The sequence below is a fragment of the Sedimentibacter saalensis genome (assembly GCF_007830175.1).
GTDB lineage: Bacteria > Bacillota > Clostridia > Tissierellales > Sedimentibacteraceae > Sedimentibacter > Sedimentibacter saalensis.
In genome coordinates this window covers 290,385-304,713 of record NZ_VLKH01000002.1, presented here as the reverse complement: position 1 = coordinate 304,713, position 14,329 = coordinate 290,385, and the positions used below count along the sequence as shown (strand labels likewise).

General features: G+C 36.0%; 13 protein-coding genes and 1 riboswitch. Of the genes, 9 read left to right on the top strand and 4 right to left on the bottom strand.

What is annotated here, in order from left to right:
- Positions 1-113 precede the first annotated feature (113 nt).
- A complete protein-coding gene (locus tag LY60_RS04325) occupies positions 114-1,112 on the top strand; it encodes a LysM peptidoglycan-binding domain-containing protein (protein WP_145080496.1) in 999 nt (332 codons plus the stop codon).
- Between the two features lie 93 nt (positions 1,113-1,205).
- On the opposite strand, the gene LY60_RS04320 is transcribed toward LY60_RS04325, so the two are convergent.
- Positions 1,206-2,129 (bottom strand): LysR family transcriptional regulator, encoded by a 924-nt coding sequence (locus tag LY60_RS04320; RefSeq protein ID WP_145080493.1) that lies wholly within the window; start codon positions 2,127-2,129, stop codon positions 1,206-1,208.
- A gap of 158 nt (positions 2,130-2,287) precedes the next feature.
- On the opposite strand from LY60_RS04320, the gene LY60_RS04315 reads away from it, so the two are divergent.
- The 3 genes from LY60_RS04315 to LY60_RS04305 are packed head-to-tail and all read left to right on the top strand — an operon-like array spanning position 2,288 to position 6,477.
- Entirely contained in the window at positions 2,288-3,331 is a 1,044-nt protein-coding gene (locus LY60_RS04315; protein ID WP_145080491.1) for a lactonase family protein, read from the top strand.
- Between the two features lie 40 nt (positions 3,332-3,371).
- Positions 3,372-5,306: an aconitate hydratase gene (locus tag LY60_RS04310; RefSeq protein WP_145080489.1), complete on the top strand. Its 1,935-nt coding sequence runs from the start codon at positions 3,372-3,374 to the stop codon at positions 5,304-5,306.
- A 10-nt stretch (positions 5,307-5,316) separates the two neighbouring features.
- Positions 5,317-6,477 (top strand): isocitrate/isopropylmalate family dehydrogenase, encoded by a 1,161-nt coding sequence (locus LY60_RS04305; protein ID WP_145080487.1) that lies wholly within the window; start codon positions 5,317-5,319, stop codon positions 6,475-6,477.
- 71 nt (positions 6,478-6,548) lie between these two features.
- On the opposite strand, the gene LY60_RS04300 is transcribed toward LY60_RS04305, so the two are convergent.
- The gene (locus tag LY60_RS04300; RefSeq protein WP_145080484.1) at positions 6,549-7,019 is read right to left on the bottom strand and encodes a MarR family winged helix-turn-helix transcriptional regulator; all 471 of its coding nucleotides are present in this window, start codon (positions 7,017-7,019) and stop codon (positions 6,549-6,551) included.
- Positions 7,020-7,208: 189 nt separating this feature from the next.
- Here LY60_RS04300 and LY60_RS04295 point away from each other — a divergent pair, with 189 nt between their 5' ends.
- Positions 7,209-7,739, top strand: coding sequence for a glutathione peroxidase (locus LY60_RS04295; RefSeq protein ID WP_145080482.1), 531 nt, complete (start codon positions 7,209-7,211; stop codon positions 7,737-7,739).
- Between the two features lie 43 nt (positions 7,740-7,782).
- Here LY60_RS04295 and LY60_RS04290 read toward each other — a convergent pair whose 3' ends face one another.
- Complete coding sequence (locus tag LY60_RS04290; protein WP_145080480.1) at positions 7,783-8,139, bottom strand: Asp23/Gls24 family envelope stress response protein; 357 nt, start codon at positions 8,137-8,139, stop codon at positions 7,783-7,785.
- Positions 8,140-8,441: 302 nt separating this feature from the next.
- On the opposite strand from LY60_RS04290, the gene rocF reads away from it, so the two are divergent.
- The 4 genes from rocF (at position 8,442) to LY60_RS17975 (ending at position 13,058) form a co-directional block, all read left to right on the top strand.
- Positions 8,442-9,353: an arginase gene (gene rocF / locus LY60_RS04285; RefSeq protein ID WP_145080477.1), complete on the top strand. Its 912-nt coding sequence runs from the start codon at positions 8,442-8,444 to the stop codon at positions 9,351-9,353.
- A 26-nt stretch (positions 9,354-9,379) separates the two neighbouring features.
- Complete coding sequence (locus tag LY60_RS04280) at positions 9,380-10,849, top strand: protein adenylyltransferase SelO (RefSeq protein ID WP_145080474.1); 1,470 nt, start codon at positions 9,380-9,382, stop codon at positions 10,847-10,849.
- A gap of 160 nt (positions 10,850-11,009) precedes the next feature.
- Positions 11,010-12,683 carry an MASE3 domain-containing protein gene (locus tag LY60_RS04275; RefSeq protein ID WP_170226101.1) on the top strand — a complete coding sequence of 558 codons (1,674 nt, stop codon included), beginning with the start codon at positions 11,010-11,012 and terminating at the stop codon, positions 12,681-12,683.
- Between the two features lie 219 nt (positions 12,684-12,902).
- Positions 12,903-13,058, top strand: a complete 156-nt coding sequence (locus tag LY60_RS17975; protein ID WP_170226100.1) for a hypothetical protein — start codon at positions 12,903-12,905, stop codon at positions 13,056-13,058.
- A gap of 64 nt (positions 13,059-13,122) precedes the next feature.
- Here LY60_RS17975 and LY60_RS04270 read toward each other — a convergent pair whose 3' ends face one another.
- Positions 13,123-13,986 (bottom strand): LysM peptidoglycan-binding domain-containing protein, encoded by an 864-nt coding sequence (locus LY60_RS04270; protein ID WP_145080468.1) that lies wholly within the window; start codon positions 13,984-13,986, stop codon positions 13,123-13,125.
- A riboswitch (cyclic di-AMP (ydaO/yuaA leader) is annotated at positions 13,984-14,103 on the bottom strand. Its footprint overlaps the gene before it by 3 nt.
- Positions 14,104-14,329: the final 226 nt, after the last annotated feature.

Here is a 14,329-nt window from a genome sequence, read left to right as displayed (position 1 = left end):
CATATTTATAATATAATATTAAATAAAATTATTTTACAAACGTTTTCTTATGTGCTACAATTATTAGTAGGAATGTTTTGGTTTTAATATTACTTAAAAATGGGAGGAAGAAAATGAAAAAAGCATTAAGTATTGTACTACTAGTTTCATTATTAATTTCTGCAATGACATTCCCTGCAGCTGCTGATGTTGATGCAACATCATGGGCTACACCGGCAACACAGGAAACGCCAACTGCAACACCAAAAGCTCCAACTGCACCGGCTCCAGCAAATACAGCTGTAACAACCAGTGTACCTTCAGGAGATGTCTATACTGTAGTCAGTGGAGATGTATTCTGGAAAATCGCTGCAAAATTCAATATGACAATTGATGAATTGGCTAAATTGAATCCACAGGTAAAAAACATCAGTTTGATTTATGTTGGAGATAAATTATTCGTCAAAGCTGGTGCTACAGTTCCTGTTGCAACTACTGCTGCAACTCCTGCACCGGCTGCAGCAACTGAGAGAAAACTTTATCATGGATTTGGTGAATCAGCCAACTACAGAATCAGAGGCGAACAAAAGGATAATTTGAACATAACTACTGCAAGTGTTATATTCGACCAGGATGGAAGAATTGTAGACTTGACTTGGGATGTTATGGAAATTACATATGCTCTGTTCCCAGGATGGGTTGATCCTGCTGCTGACCAGGCAACAAAAGATGCATTTGTGGCATCGATTGACGATGTTTGGGAAACTAAGAGAGAAGAAGGCTATGCATATGATATGACACACTTAATATCAAAAGGCGCAGCTGACAATTTAACAAAAAAAGAATGGTTTGAACAACTTGACTACTATGAGTCATTCTTCAAAGGCATGACAGTAGCTGAAGTAGTTGCATGGAACAAAAAGTACACAGACGCTAACGGAAGACCATATAAAATGGCATATACTGAAAAGTTGACAGATGCTGACAAAGCTGTTACAGCTACTTTTACAGCTGAAGAAGCAGCAATGCTTGTTGATGTTACAACCAGCGCTACAATGGCACTTGAAGATCCTCACTCTCACTTCATAACAGCTTTAGTAGAAGCTTACGAAGCAAGAGAAGAAATTAAATAGTTTAGTTTTTTAAAACATTCCTAATAGAGGTTTGTCCTATAACAAATTATAGGACAAACTTTTTATTTTATCATTTTGCATTTAAATTTCGAATCAATCGCAGTGGAACGAGGACAATGCTTCCTTTGACACCTGAATGAATGCTTTTTCCATTGACGACAAAGGATTATTTTTTGAATATATCAAGACGAAATCACGCACAATGCTGTAATCGTGCAGTTGATAATACAGTATTCCCGGTTTGTTTGAGCTTGCTAGCAAGTGTGAAAGAAAACTTATACCCATGCCAAGAGCCACGTAATTTCTTAGAGTTTCCATGTTCTGGCTTTCAATTATAACATTTGGAGAAAATCCTGCATTTTCACATAAAGCATCTGCTTTTATTCGAAGTTTCATGTTTTTTTTAAGAAGCATAAAATTTTCATGAGCCAGAGCTGAGAAATTTTCAACATAAGGCCAGTGCTTGTCAGGAGTAAGTCTTAGTTTGCTGTTGATGCCTGACTCATCCGGAATTGCTAATAGAATTTTCTCATTGAACATGTGACAGCTAGTTAAATGTCCAGATGTAATAGGAAGAGGAATAAATGCAAAATCAAGTTCGCCGTTTTCTACCATTGTTTCCAACTGATCAGATGATTCTTCAGTTATTTCTATTTTAATTCCAGGATAATTTTCTTTTAATGAAGGAATAAGCACAGGAAAAATAAATGATCCATAAAACTGTGATGAACCAACCCGGATTGTGCCATAATTTGATTCTGAAATATTTTTCATTTTCTTTTTAAGTCTTTCCGTTGCAGCCAAAATTTCATTGGCATCCTCCAGAAATATTTTTCCTGCAGAAGTCAATGACACAGTCAAGTTGTCACGATCAAACAGCTTAACACCCAGCTGGTTTTCAAGCCTGCTGATTGCCTGGCTCAGTGTTGGCTGACTTATGAAAAGTTCATCAGCAGCCTTGGAGTAACTTTTATATTTGGCTATTGTTGAAAAATATAGAAAATCTTTTAAACGCATGATTCCTCCAGGTTATAGCTAAAATTTATAGCAATATTATATAAGGATATTATACAAAAAACAATAAATAATATATAATCAATTTATCTTCAACATAAAAGATACGGTGAAAATCGTTTACTGCATGAAAAGTATTAGGAATAAAACATGAGGTAACTATGAAAAAAATTGCATACGTGGGCTGCAGGACCACAAAAGTAAGAAATGCAAGCGGAAAAGGCTTGAAGGTGTACAGTATAGATAGTGATGGAGACTGGAATGAAGTTCAGATTATCAGTGATTTAATAAATCCATCGTATCAATGCTTTGATAAAAACAGAGATTTTTTATACTCTGTTCATGGAGACATAAATGCTGTGAGCTCATTTAAAATAGAAAAGAGTACGGGTAAGTTATCTCATCTTAATACGGTTGATTCCGGAGGCAAGAATCCGGTATTCATAACTGTTGATAAAAAAAACCAATACATATATGTGGCTACTCTTCAAGGGGGTGCTGTAAGTGTATTGAAAAGAAATGCTGACGGTAGTCTTACGAACCCAATATTCAAATCTGTATTCCCAGGCAAAACAAAAGAAAATATTTCTCATCCACATCAGTGCATATGGGATAAGAGCGGGAATTATTTGATTGTTCCTGCCCAGGGAAGAAATGATGGCTTTTCTCAGGTCAATGTATTCAAATCAAATGATGACGGGTCTCTAAATATTGTTAATTGCTGCATGGCAGAAATAGGTGATGATCCGAGACATGCGGTTTTTCATGACAATAACAGATATTTATATGTGGTCAATGAAAAGAGAAATTCTGCAGCATTTTATTTGTTTGATGAAAATAATGGAAATCTAATGAATAAACAAAAAATATCCACATTACCCAAAGATTATGAAGGAGAAGGTCAGGCAAGTGCAGTTGTTATTCATCCAAACAACAAATTTCTTTATGTTTCAAACAGAATTCATGACAGCATTGCGGCATTTGAAATTGGTGAGTTTGGATATTTAAAATGCAACGGTCACACTGATTGTATGGGAAAAACGCCAAGATTCATGACATTCAGCCCTGATGGAAAACAGCTTTTGGTTGCCAATGAAGACAGCCACACAATTAAAATTTTTCATGTTGATTATAAAACAGGAAATCTTAGTTTTTCCGGAAAAACAATTGAAACTGAAAGTCCCGTATGCGTGGTATTTCTGTAGATACCATGTTGAATAATAAAAAAAGAAATGAGGATTAATTATGGGAAAAAATATGACACGAAAAATCATAGAAGACCATTACGTATCAGGAAGTTTGGTTGCAGGTGAAGAAGTTGCAATAAAAATTGATCACACTCTTACACATGACGTAACAGGAACTCCTGCATATCTTTCGTTTGAAACATTGGGAATACCAAAGGTAAAGACTGAACGTTCTGTAAGTTATATAGATCACAACATGCTGTATGCTGACAACAAAAATCCTGATGACCATATTTATCTCCAGACAGTTGCTAAAAAATATGGAATTTATTTGTCAAAGGCAGGAAACGGAATATGTCACACAGTGCATTTTGAACGTTTCAGCAGACCAGGAATAACACTTCTTGGCTCTGACAGCCACACACCAACAGGAGGAGCCGTAGGAGCACTTGCAATAGGAGCAGGAGGCCTGGATGTTGCTCTTGCCATGGCAGGAGAACCTACATACCTTAAAATGCCATTTGTAGTAAATGTAAATCTCCATGGAAAATTAAGACCTGGTGTTTCAGCAAAGGATGTTATACTTGAAATGTTAAGACGGGAAACTGTCAAGGGAGGCATAGGAAAAGTTTATGAATACACAGGAGAAGGTGTTGCCTCCATAAGCGTGCGTGACCGCTCAACCATAACAAACATGGGAGCAGAAATGGGTGCAACAACGTCTTTGTTCCCAAGTGATGAAATCGTGCATGAGTTCTTCATAAATGAACAAAGAGAACAGGACTGGATCAAGTTAGGGCCTGATGAAGATGCCGAATATGATGAAGTTATAGACATAGACCTGGACAAGATTGAGCCACTTGTTGCAATGCCGGACATGCCTGACAACGTAACAGAAGCAAGAAACTTAAAAAATATAAAAATCAACCAGGTGTTTATAGGGAGCTGTACAAATGCTTCATATACTGATTTTGCCAAGGCAGCAGTCATTGTTGACGGTAAAGTAGCTCATTCAGAAGTAAGCTTTGTAGTAGCTCCGGGAAGCAGACAAATGTATTTAATGCTTCTTAGGGACGGTATTATTGGCAAGCTTGTGGCTGCAGGAGCACGCATAATAGAATGCGGATGCGGTGCATGCTGTGGTATAGGTCAGGCTCCAAGCACTGATGGTGTATCATTGCGCACATCAAACCGAAACTTCAAAGGAAGAGGCGGGCACCTGAATGCGAAGCTTTACCTATCAAGCCCAGAAGTAGCTGCAGCATCTGCCATAACCGGTTACATTACAGATCCAAGAGATTTCTATGATGTTGAAATGCTTGAAAATATAATAGAGCCTGATGATTTTATAGTTGATGACAGGCTTATAATTCCTCCGGCTGAAGACGGAGCAGATGTTGAAGTTGTGAGAGGGCCAAACATTAGACCAATGCCTATAAATGATCCGCTTCCTGAAACACTTAACGCTAAAGTATCCGCAGTAAGAGGAGACAATATAACTACAGATGACATTACTCCGGCTAATGCTCAGTTTTCAGCGCTACGTTCAAATATTCCAGAGATAAGCAAGTTTTGCTACGGACGAATTGACCCGGGATTCCATGACAGATGCAAAACACTTGGCCAGAGCATCATTGTTGGGGGAGAAAATTATGGACAAGGTTCAAGCAGAGAGCATGCTGCCCTAGCGCCAATGTACTTGGGAGTTAAGGCAATAATAGCAAAATCAATGGCTCGAATTCATAAGAACAATCTCGTAAATTATGGCGTCCTTCCTTTGTTGTTTGAAAATCAAGAAGATTATGACAGCATTGAAATGATGGACGAACTTGAAGTTGAAAACATAGCTGAACAAATACAAACAAGAAAGGTTACAGTAAAAAACATCACAAAAAATACATCGTTTAAAACAAAAGTTGATTTGACTGACCGTGAAATAAGCATCATCATAGCCGGTGGACAGCTCAGATATGTTGCAAATAAAAACAAATAAGGAGAATAGTATGGAAAATATTATTACAGCACAGGAAAAATTTGCAGATCTAATAAAATCAGAATATGCACGAATTGAAAGAATGAAGGCAGACAGCGAGATTACCGATTTTTCAAAGTTGGAAAAAATAGTAGTAGGAATCATGCCTGGAGATGGCATAGGACCAATTATAATGAAGGAAGCAATAAAAGTTTTAAATGCACTTATTGAAAGTGAAATCAGTTCAGGAAAAGTTGAAATCCGTATGATCGAAGGAATGACTATAGAAAACAGAGCTGAAAAAATGCAAAGTCTTCCTGATGATATTTTTGAAGAAATAAAAAAGTGTCATGTCTTGTTGAAAGGTCCTATGGTTACTCCAAGAGAAGGAGATCCATGGCCAAATCTTATTAGTGCCAACACAATGCTTAGACGTGAACTTGAGCTGTTTGCTGCAGTTCGTCCTATAAAAATTCCTGAGAAAAATATTGACTGGGCATTCTTCAGAGAAAACATAGAAGGTGAATACATCTGGGGTAACAAGGGAATACAGGTTAATGAGGATCTTGCCATTGATTTCAAAGTTCAAACAAAACAAGGAAGCGAAAGAATAGCAAGAGCAGCATTTGAATATGCGCGAAAAAATGGCAAAAAAAATGTGACTGTTGTTACAAAATCAAATATTGTCAAACTGAACGATGGCAATTTTGTAAAGGCAGTAAAAAAGGTAGGGCAGGAGTATCCTGAAATAGAAGTTCAGGAAAAATTTGTTGATGCTATGTGTGCTAAAATGATGGATCCAGAATTTTGCAAAGGCTGCGAAGTGTTTGTACTTCCGAATCTTTACGGAGATATAGTGACAGACGTAGCTGCAGAACAACAGGGAGGACTTGGAACAGCTTCATCTTCAAATATAGGCAACAAATATGCTATGTTTGAAGCTATTCACGGAACAGCTCCATTTCTTATTTCACACGGGAGAGGGAATTATGCAGACCCGTGCAGCTTAATAAGAGCAGTGGGAATGCTGGTTGCTCATATTGGTTACGGTGATAGGAAAGCTCTTCTTGACAAGGCACTGGACATATGTACAATAACTGAAAGAAAACATGTTGTGACAACAGACAAAGATGGAGCAACTGCTGAAGAATTTGCAGATTATCTGCTTGAAATACTTAAACCAATGCTGTAATAATCAATAAAAGCTGCTTGCCCCGTGACAAAGGGCGGCAGCTTTTTAAAGTTAAAAAGTTCAAGGCATTTTTACACAGAGTTTTGATTGAATGAATTCATTAGTTTGTGAAGAGAATTCAGTAATTCCATGCCTGAGGAAAGTTCATCTGAGTTATTAAATAGTGAACATGCAAGTTCACTGTAAACATTTTTAGCTTTTTCTTTTAAAGAAATTCCTTCTTTGGTGAGGGATATATTTACGCTTCTTTCATCTTCAGCTGAGCGAGTCCTGGTTATAAAATTTTGGGATTCAAGTTTTTTTAATATGGGAGTAAGAGTTCCTGAGTCAAGATAAAGTTTTTTGCCTAAATCTTTTACATTTATATTGTCTTCTTCCCACAATGCCAAAAGTGTTATATAACTTGTATATGTCAATCCGAGAGGGTCCAGCAGTGGTTTATATTTCTTTATTATTTCCTTTGAACATACATATAGTGAAAAACAAAGCTGATTGTCCAATTTAAGCATTTCATAATTATCATTGTTAATATTATTATCCATAATTATTCTCCTTTACAACACAATTGAATTGTACACAATTAATTATAAAAAGTCAAATAATATCTTGACATATTAATTTAAATTGTGCACAATCTATTTATAAACATTGAGTACAATTTAATTTGACGCAATATATAAAATATATATTAAGTGGCAAAATATAATATTAATTTGAGGAGATAGAAAATTATGAAAGTATATGATTACAGTGTAAAAAAAGTTGATGGAAGTGAAGTATCTTTAAAGGAATATGAAGGTAAAGTATTGCTTATTGTTAATACTGCCACAGGATGCGGTTTTACACCTCAATATGAAGGTCTTGAAAAGCTTTATTCAAAGTTCAAAAATGATGGCTTTGAAATTTTAGATTTTCCATGCAATCAGTTTTTAAACCAGGCTCCCGGAACAAATGAAGAAATAGTTAATTTCTGCAAATTGAACTTCGGAACAGATTTTGAGACATTTGCTAAAATAGATGTTAACGGTGAAAGTGCCGATCCATTGTATAAGTTTTTAAAGGAAGAAGCGCCTGTTGATGTAGACAATGGCAAAATGGCTGATTTGCTTATTAAATTAAAAGGTATTTTTTCTACAGAAAAAAATGAAATTAAATGGAATTTTACAAAATTCCTTATAGACAGAAATGGAAATGTTGCAGCTAGATTTGCACCAACTGTTACACCTGAAGAGCTAGAAGAACATGTTGTAAAGCTTATATAAATAAATATTTTCATAAACAGTGCCGGAATATTCCGGCACTGTTTTACTGTTTATCTTTTTCAAGTATGATGTTTATTACATTTACATTAACTGCAGATACAGTTAGGTCTGTCATTGATTCTATTTCATTTTTTACAGAGGCTTGTACTTCTTTAGAAATTTCGGCAATGTTTAAGCCATATTCAACATTTATATTAATGTCCAATGTAACCGTATCATTGTTAATTTCAACCTTTATTCCTTTTTTTATTGAATTTTTGGAAAAAAGATTGCCTAAACCTTCTGATTGAGCTGAATAAACTCCTTTCACATTGCTTGTTGCTATTCCGGCCATAGTTATAACCACATCATCTGATATTTTTATTTCACCGATTTCAATGATATCATTTTGTTCTGACATATGAATTCCTCCTAATGAGTCATTTTTTTTTTATATACCCTTATTTTTTGACATTAAGCATTAAGTTTGATATATTTAAATTTTGCAATATAACATTATGTTTAAAATTTAAAGTTCAAGGTATAAGGAATAAAAAGATATTTAAAAAAGGAGGGTTAAAGAATTTCATTGAACAAGATATTTAACAATGTAATGTTGCATCAATAATTGAATATTATGAGTCAAAATCAAAATACTAACAATGAGTTTGTTAATATGCTATGTAATTATAAATAAATAATATTATGTACTTAGGAGGAAATATGAAATCATCAATAAATGCAAAATTATCATTAATAGGAGTGGCAATTGATCTTGGAGCTGGAACTCCCGGTGTTAGTCTTGGACCGTCTGCCATAAGATATGCCGGAGCCATTGACAAACTAACAGGACTTGGGTACGAAGTGAAGGACGAAGGAAACATAATGGCCAATAAACCCATCAGTCCAAAAACAGATGGAATAAAGCTAAATAATCTTGATGAAGTTGTAAGAGTTAACACAGAACTGTGCAGCAAGGTAGCAGAAGTTATGCAAGAGGGAAGATTCCCATTGGTTATGGGTGGAGACCACAGCATTGCAATAGGAACAATAGCAGGAGTATTGCAGCATAAGAAAAATCTTGGAGTAATATGGTTCGATGCTCATGGTGATATAAACACCGAAGAAACATCTCCTTCCGGAAATATACATGGAATGCCTGTGGCAGTAAGCATGGGCTATGGACATGAAAGATTAACAGGAATAGGAGGAAAAGATAATAAGCTTCAAACTGATAAATTTGTATTCATAGGAAGCAGGGATCTTGATGCCGGTGAAAGAAAGGTTCTTAAAGATCTCGGGGTAACAGTGTTTACAATGCATGAAATCGACCGCCTTGGCATGACTGAAGTCATTGAACGTGCAATTAAAATAGCAGGGGATGGAACAGACGGAATTCATGTGAGTTTTGATATGGACAGCATGGATCCAATTTATGCTCCTGGAACAGGAACAAGAGTTCCGGGAGGACTTACATATCGTGAGAGCCATTTGGCTCTGGAAATGATAGCATTGTCAGAAAAGCTTGTAAGCGCTGAATTCGTAGAGGTAAATCCGATTATCGACAACAATAACCAGACAGCAAAAGCAGCTGTGGCACTCATGGGTTCGCTTCTCGGTGAATGGCTTATATAATTTTTAAATATAATAAAGGAGACTAAATGACTGACAGAAATACATTAACAGGATGGAATTTTGACAATAGTTATGCTCGTTTGCCTGAGAAGTTTTATACTCACCAAAAACCAACACAGTCAAAATCGCCTGAATTAGTTGTTCTTAATTATCCTCTGGCCAGATCTCTGGGACTTGATTTAACAATGCTCAGAAGCAAAAGTGGAATAGAAATTTTTTCAGGTAATCTTTTGCCTGAAGGATCAACACCTATTGCTCAGGCTTATGCAGGACATCAGTTCGGATATTTTACAATGCTTGGAGACGGTCGCGCAGTTCTTTTGGGAGAACACATCACTCCAAGGTCAGAAAGGACAGATATTCAGCTCAAGGGTTCCGGTGAAACACCATACTCAAGAAACGGAGACGGCAGGGCAGCTCTTGGTCCAATGCTCAGAGAGTATATCATGAGCGAAGCAATGCATGCTCTTGGTATTGAAACTACAAGAAGTCTTGCGGTTGTAACAACAGGAGAGAAAGTTTATCGTGACTCTCCATTGGAAGGAGCAATTTTAACGCGTGTTGCATTAAGCCACATACGGGTTGGTACATTTCAATATGCTGCAAATTGGGGAACAGTTGATGATTTAAGAGCACTTGCAGATTATTCAATAAAGCGTCATTATTCTTTTGTAGAAAATGATGACAACAAATATCTTTCTTTTCTTAAAGAAGTAATTAAACGTCAGGCAATGCTAATTTCAAAATGGCAGCTTACAGGATTCATACATGGTGTTATGAACACGGACAACATGGCCATAAGCGGAGAAACCATTGATTACGGTCCCTGTGCTTTTATGGATGACTATGATCCTGAAACTGTATTCAGCTCCATTGACAGAAATGGACGATATGCGTATGGCAATCAGCCTAGAATTGCAGAATGGAACCTTTCAAGATTTGCAGAAACATTGCTGCCTCTTATTCATGAAAATAAAGAACAGTCAGTTATAATGGCAACGGATGCAGTAAAAGAATTCAGCAATATTTTCAACAGTAGCTGGTTGACAGGAATGCGGGCAAAGCTCGGAATTTTCAATGAAGAAAAAGAGGATGAAACTCTGATCAATGAACTCCTTGATATAATGTACAGATATCATGGCGATTTTACAAATACATTCAGATTGTTGACACTTGAAAGATATGAGAAAACAGCCATGTCCGGAACTAAAGACTTTTCAACCTGGCTTGAAAGATATAAGTCAAGGCTCTCAAGACAGAAGGAAATTACTGATGAATCTAATGATCTTATGAAAAACTCGAATCCTTCCGTTATACCAAGAAATCACAGGGTCGAAGAAGCACTGAATGCAGCAGTAAATAATGGAGATTACAGTGTAATGGAAAGATTAATAAATGTTCTTTCAAAACCATATGCATATACAGATGATCAATTAGAATACACAGAACTTCCAAAAGAAAAAAACAAATGTTATAAAACTTATTGCGGAACATAAAATAATATTATGTAACCCAAAAAAAGATTATTAAAGGAACGCTTGAAGCTGATACGCGTTCCTTTTTATTTTTGTTGAAAAACGTCGGAATTTGAGATAAAATATTTGTAAATATAATTTTATAATTTTAAAATATAGTAAGATTTTGAGGGCTATGGTTATGGAGACTAAAAATATATTAGAAAATTTCAAGAGATACGACAAAATAATCATTGTTTTCATTGTTTCGCTGCTTCTTTTTGGTTCAGCGGCATATTATAATACTTTTTTTGAGGAAGTTATGTCTGTGGCCACATATCTCACATGGCACAGCCTGTTTGAATTTGCAAGCATACTGGCAGCTTTTTCAATATTTCTTGTAACATATCACGTTTATGATGAATCCGGCAGTCTCCGAATGATACTGCTTGGCTGTACATTCCTTGCAATGGGATGCCTTGATACATTTCACACATTAAGCTATAAAGGAATGGCTGACTTTTTTATTTCGAACGACGGCGCAAACAGAGCCACTACGTTCTGGATTTTTTCAAGGCTTATTGGAAGTATTGGATTTCTAGAAGCAGTAACAATTCCGCTTAATGTAAAGTGCAGGTATAATAAATGGATTTTTGTAGCCCCGACAATTATTCTTGTCATTGTTTTGCTTATAATAGCAACATATTATCCACATGTATTTCCAGTCATGTATGTGGAAGGCAAAGGCCTGACTACAGCAAAAATAGTCACCGAATATTTCATAGTATTCATAATGGGAATCACATTCTTAAAAAATGCAGCTGACTACAAACATGAAAAATCCAGTCAGGAATATCTTTTTATGATATCACTTTTGGTATCAATTTTCAGTGAATTTGCTTTCATAAGCTATGGAAGCGTATATGATGCATTCAATTATCTTGGACATATTTACAAGATAGTAGCTTACTTTATTTTGTTTAAAGTAATTTATGCAGAAAATGTAAGCATCCCATATCGCGAACTGAAAAAAACCAAAAACGAGCTGAAAAGATATTCTGAAAATCTAAATTATCTTGTAAAGCAAAGAACTGAAAAGCTTGAGGAAATAAACCAGACACTGATGACTGATTTAGAGTATGCCAGAGAAATGCAGCGTTCCATGCTTCCATCACAGATGCCAAAGGACATGAAAGTTTCATTTCAAGCTGAATACCTTCCTGCCGAGCGATTAAGCGGAGACTTTTACAATGTCATTAAACTTGATGAAAATAACATTGCTGTCTATATTGGAGATGTTTCCGGACATGGTGTTTCGGCAGCTATGCTTACGGTGTTTGCCAACCAGAATATTGTATACACAAACGACGAAACTGAAAATTTGGAAATAATAACTCCCGGATTTGTACTTAAAAAAATGTACAAGTCATTTAACAAAACAAATTTCAATACAGAAGCATACCTTGTTATGCTTTATGGAGTATACAATACAAGTTCCGGATGTTTCACTTATGCTTCAGGAGGGCTTAATGAACCACCTCTTGTCATAAAGAACAACGGTGAAATTATTGAACTAAACAGCAGTGGATTTCCCATATGCAAGCTAGGTGAATACTTCATGCCGTTTTTCGAAGACAGCACAGTTAATCTTGAACCAGGGGACAAAATTTTGTTTTACACTGATGGATTGGTTGAAGCAAAGAACAACGATGGAGAAATTTACGGACAGCAGAATATAAAGGACTTTTTAAAACTTAACACAGCACTTGGGGCTGTTGATCTTAAAAACATTGTAAAACAAAACTTGTTTTCACACATAGGTAAAGAAAATAAATTAATGGATGATGCTACATTTTTAATAATGGAAGTACACTAGATCTTATATGAACACAGTATGACAGTATGTTTCTCTTACTAGAAGTCTGGTATAATATAATAATCTATCAAGGAGAGGACTATGGCAAATATAATTCTGGACCCCAAGGCCAGGGAGCATATTATGAAAAATGGCGGTACTGTAACAATTGAAAGAGTTAAAAGCGGATGCGGATGAACGTCTGCAGCCCTTCCAAGAGTACGGTTAGGTGAACCGGTAATGAAAGATGGATTTGATTTATATGATGAGGATGCGGTTAAGATATATTTATCCAAAAATCTTATGCCCAAGGAAAACTACATTCATATCAGATTCAGCAGTTTGTTTGGAATCTTTAAAAGCCTGGATGTTTTCGGATTTGAAATATTTAAGTAATAAATTGTAATGCCATTACCATAGAAGTAATGGCATTTTTGTTACAATAGTTTCATTCAGATGATTAGTATGCGTATATCATTGCTCCTGACCTGAAAGCCACTTGCTTTGAAAGTATCCACTGGTTCGTTGTTGTGTTGTCATAATAAAACATGGCTCCGTTTGTGGGGTCAGCTCCGTTTAATGCTTCCTTTGCGGCCTGTATGGCTTGTGCGTTTGCAGGGTTATTGATCCAGCCAGTTTGCACTGGTGTGAACTGGTAATATCCGCCTATATAATGGTACACCACATCTTTTATTGTGTTTGGCCATAGATTGCTTTGGACTCTGTTCATTACAACAGCGCCAACAGCAACCTGAGCTTCGTAAGGCTGTCCCTGGGCTTCTGCCATAATCAATCTTGACAAAATATCAAGGTCTTCAGCTGTATATGAGACAGTTTCAACTTTAGTCTCCGGAACTGCTTCAACTGGTTGAACTACAGCATTTGGAGTTTCTGCAACTGGAACTACTGCCGGAGCAGGATTTTGCTGGGCTGCAGGTTCTGCAGCAGTCTTTGCAAATGTCTTTGGAATGTTAAGGACTTGTCCTATGTCTATGTAATTTGTGTAAATGTTGTTTGCTCTTCTCAAGTCCGATAATTCAATATTAAATTTTTGGGAAATCAAATACAGCGTGTCACCTTTTTGAACAGAATAAATTTGGCAGGGAACGTATAGTTCTTGTCCAATGCTCAAATTATAGTTTCTAAGATTGTTGTCATCCATTAAATTTCCTACTGTTGTGTTGAAAAGACGGCTGATTTTGTAAAGTGAATCACCGCTGACAGTTTTGTAGGTTGCTGCATATGCATCGCCTGATACAGAAAACGATATGCCAATAGTAAGACTGGTGGTCAATAGAATTGATTTGATAGTATTTTTTTTCATTTTATCCTCCTTAGCCTTCCAGGTTAGTTGACGGATTAGGGTTGAGGTACCCCGCCTAATAGGCTTCACCCCGATATTATCCCCGGTACTCTTTATGAGATTCGGCAATAAAAATTGTAATGTAAATGTAACAAGTAATCAATGGTAAGTCAGTGCAGGCAAGGTCATATGAAGCATATTAAGAAATTTATTCTAAATGTTTGAATGTTTTAAGCTTATTGGCATAAGTTGACACTGAATTTTTATTCTGTTATAGTTTTTATATAAGAATTATAGAGTTTCAAACAACAGTAAAAATGAAATATCAGTTGCAATACTAAAAGATAGTTAAAAAATATCGGAG

Bases quoted from the DNA above. Each gene is read 5' to 3' on its own strand.
- rocF (WP_145080477.1), top strand. From the start codon at position 8,442: ATGAAATCATCAATAAATGCAAAATTATCATTAATAGGAGTGGCAATT.
- LY60_RS04290 (WP_145080480.1), bottom strand. From the start codon at position 8,139: ATGTCAGAACAAAATGATATCATTGAAATCGGTGAAATAAAAATATCA.
- LY60_RS04315 (WP_145080491.1), top strand. From the start codon at position 2,288: ATGAAAAAAATTGCATACGTGGGCTGCAGGACCACAAAAGTAAGAAAT.
- LY60_RS04320 (WP_145080493.1), bottom strand. From the start codon at position 2,129: ATGCGTTTAAAAGATTTTCTATATTTTTCAACAATAGCCAAATATAAA.
- LY60_RS17975 (WP_170226100.1), top strand. From the start codon at position 12,903: ATGAAAGATGGATTTGATTTATATGATGAGGATGCGGTTAAGATATAT.
- LY60_RS04295 (WP_145080482.1), top strand. From the start codon at position 7,209: ATGAAAGTATATGATTACAGTGTAAAAAAAGTTGATGGAAGTGAAGTA.
- LY60_RS04310 (WP_145080489.1), top strand. From the start codon at position 3,372: ATGGGAAAAAATATGACACGAAAAATCATAGAAGACCATTACGTATCA.
- LY60_RS04325 (WP_145080496.1), top strand. From the start codon at position 114: ATGAAAAAAGCATTAAGTATTGTACTACTAGTTTCATTATTAATTTCT.
- LY60_RS04305 (WP_145080487.1), top strand. From the start codon at position 5,317: ATGGAAAATATTATTACAGCACAGGAAAAATTTGCAGATCTAATAAAA.
- LY60_RS04275 (WP_170226101.1), top strand. From the start codon at position 11,010: ATGGAGACTAAAAATATATTAGAAAATTTCAAGAGATACGACAAAATA.
- LY60_RS04280 (WP_145080474.1), top strand. From the start codon at position 9,380: ATGACTGACAGAAATACATTAACAGGATGGAATTTTGACAATAGTTAT.
- LY60_RS04300 (WP_145080484.1), bottom strand. From the start codon at position 7,019: ATGGATAATAATATTAACAATGATAATTATGAAATGCTTAAATTGGAC.
- LY60_RS04270 (WP_145080468.1), bottom strand. From the start codon at position 13,986: ATGAAAAAAAATACTATCAAATCAATTCTATTGACCACCAGTCTTACT.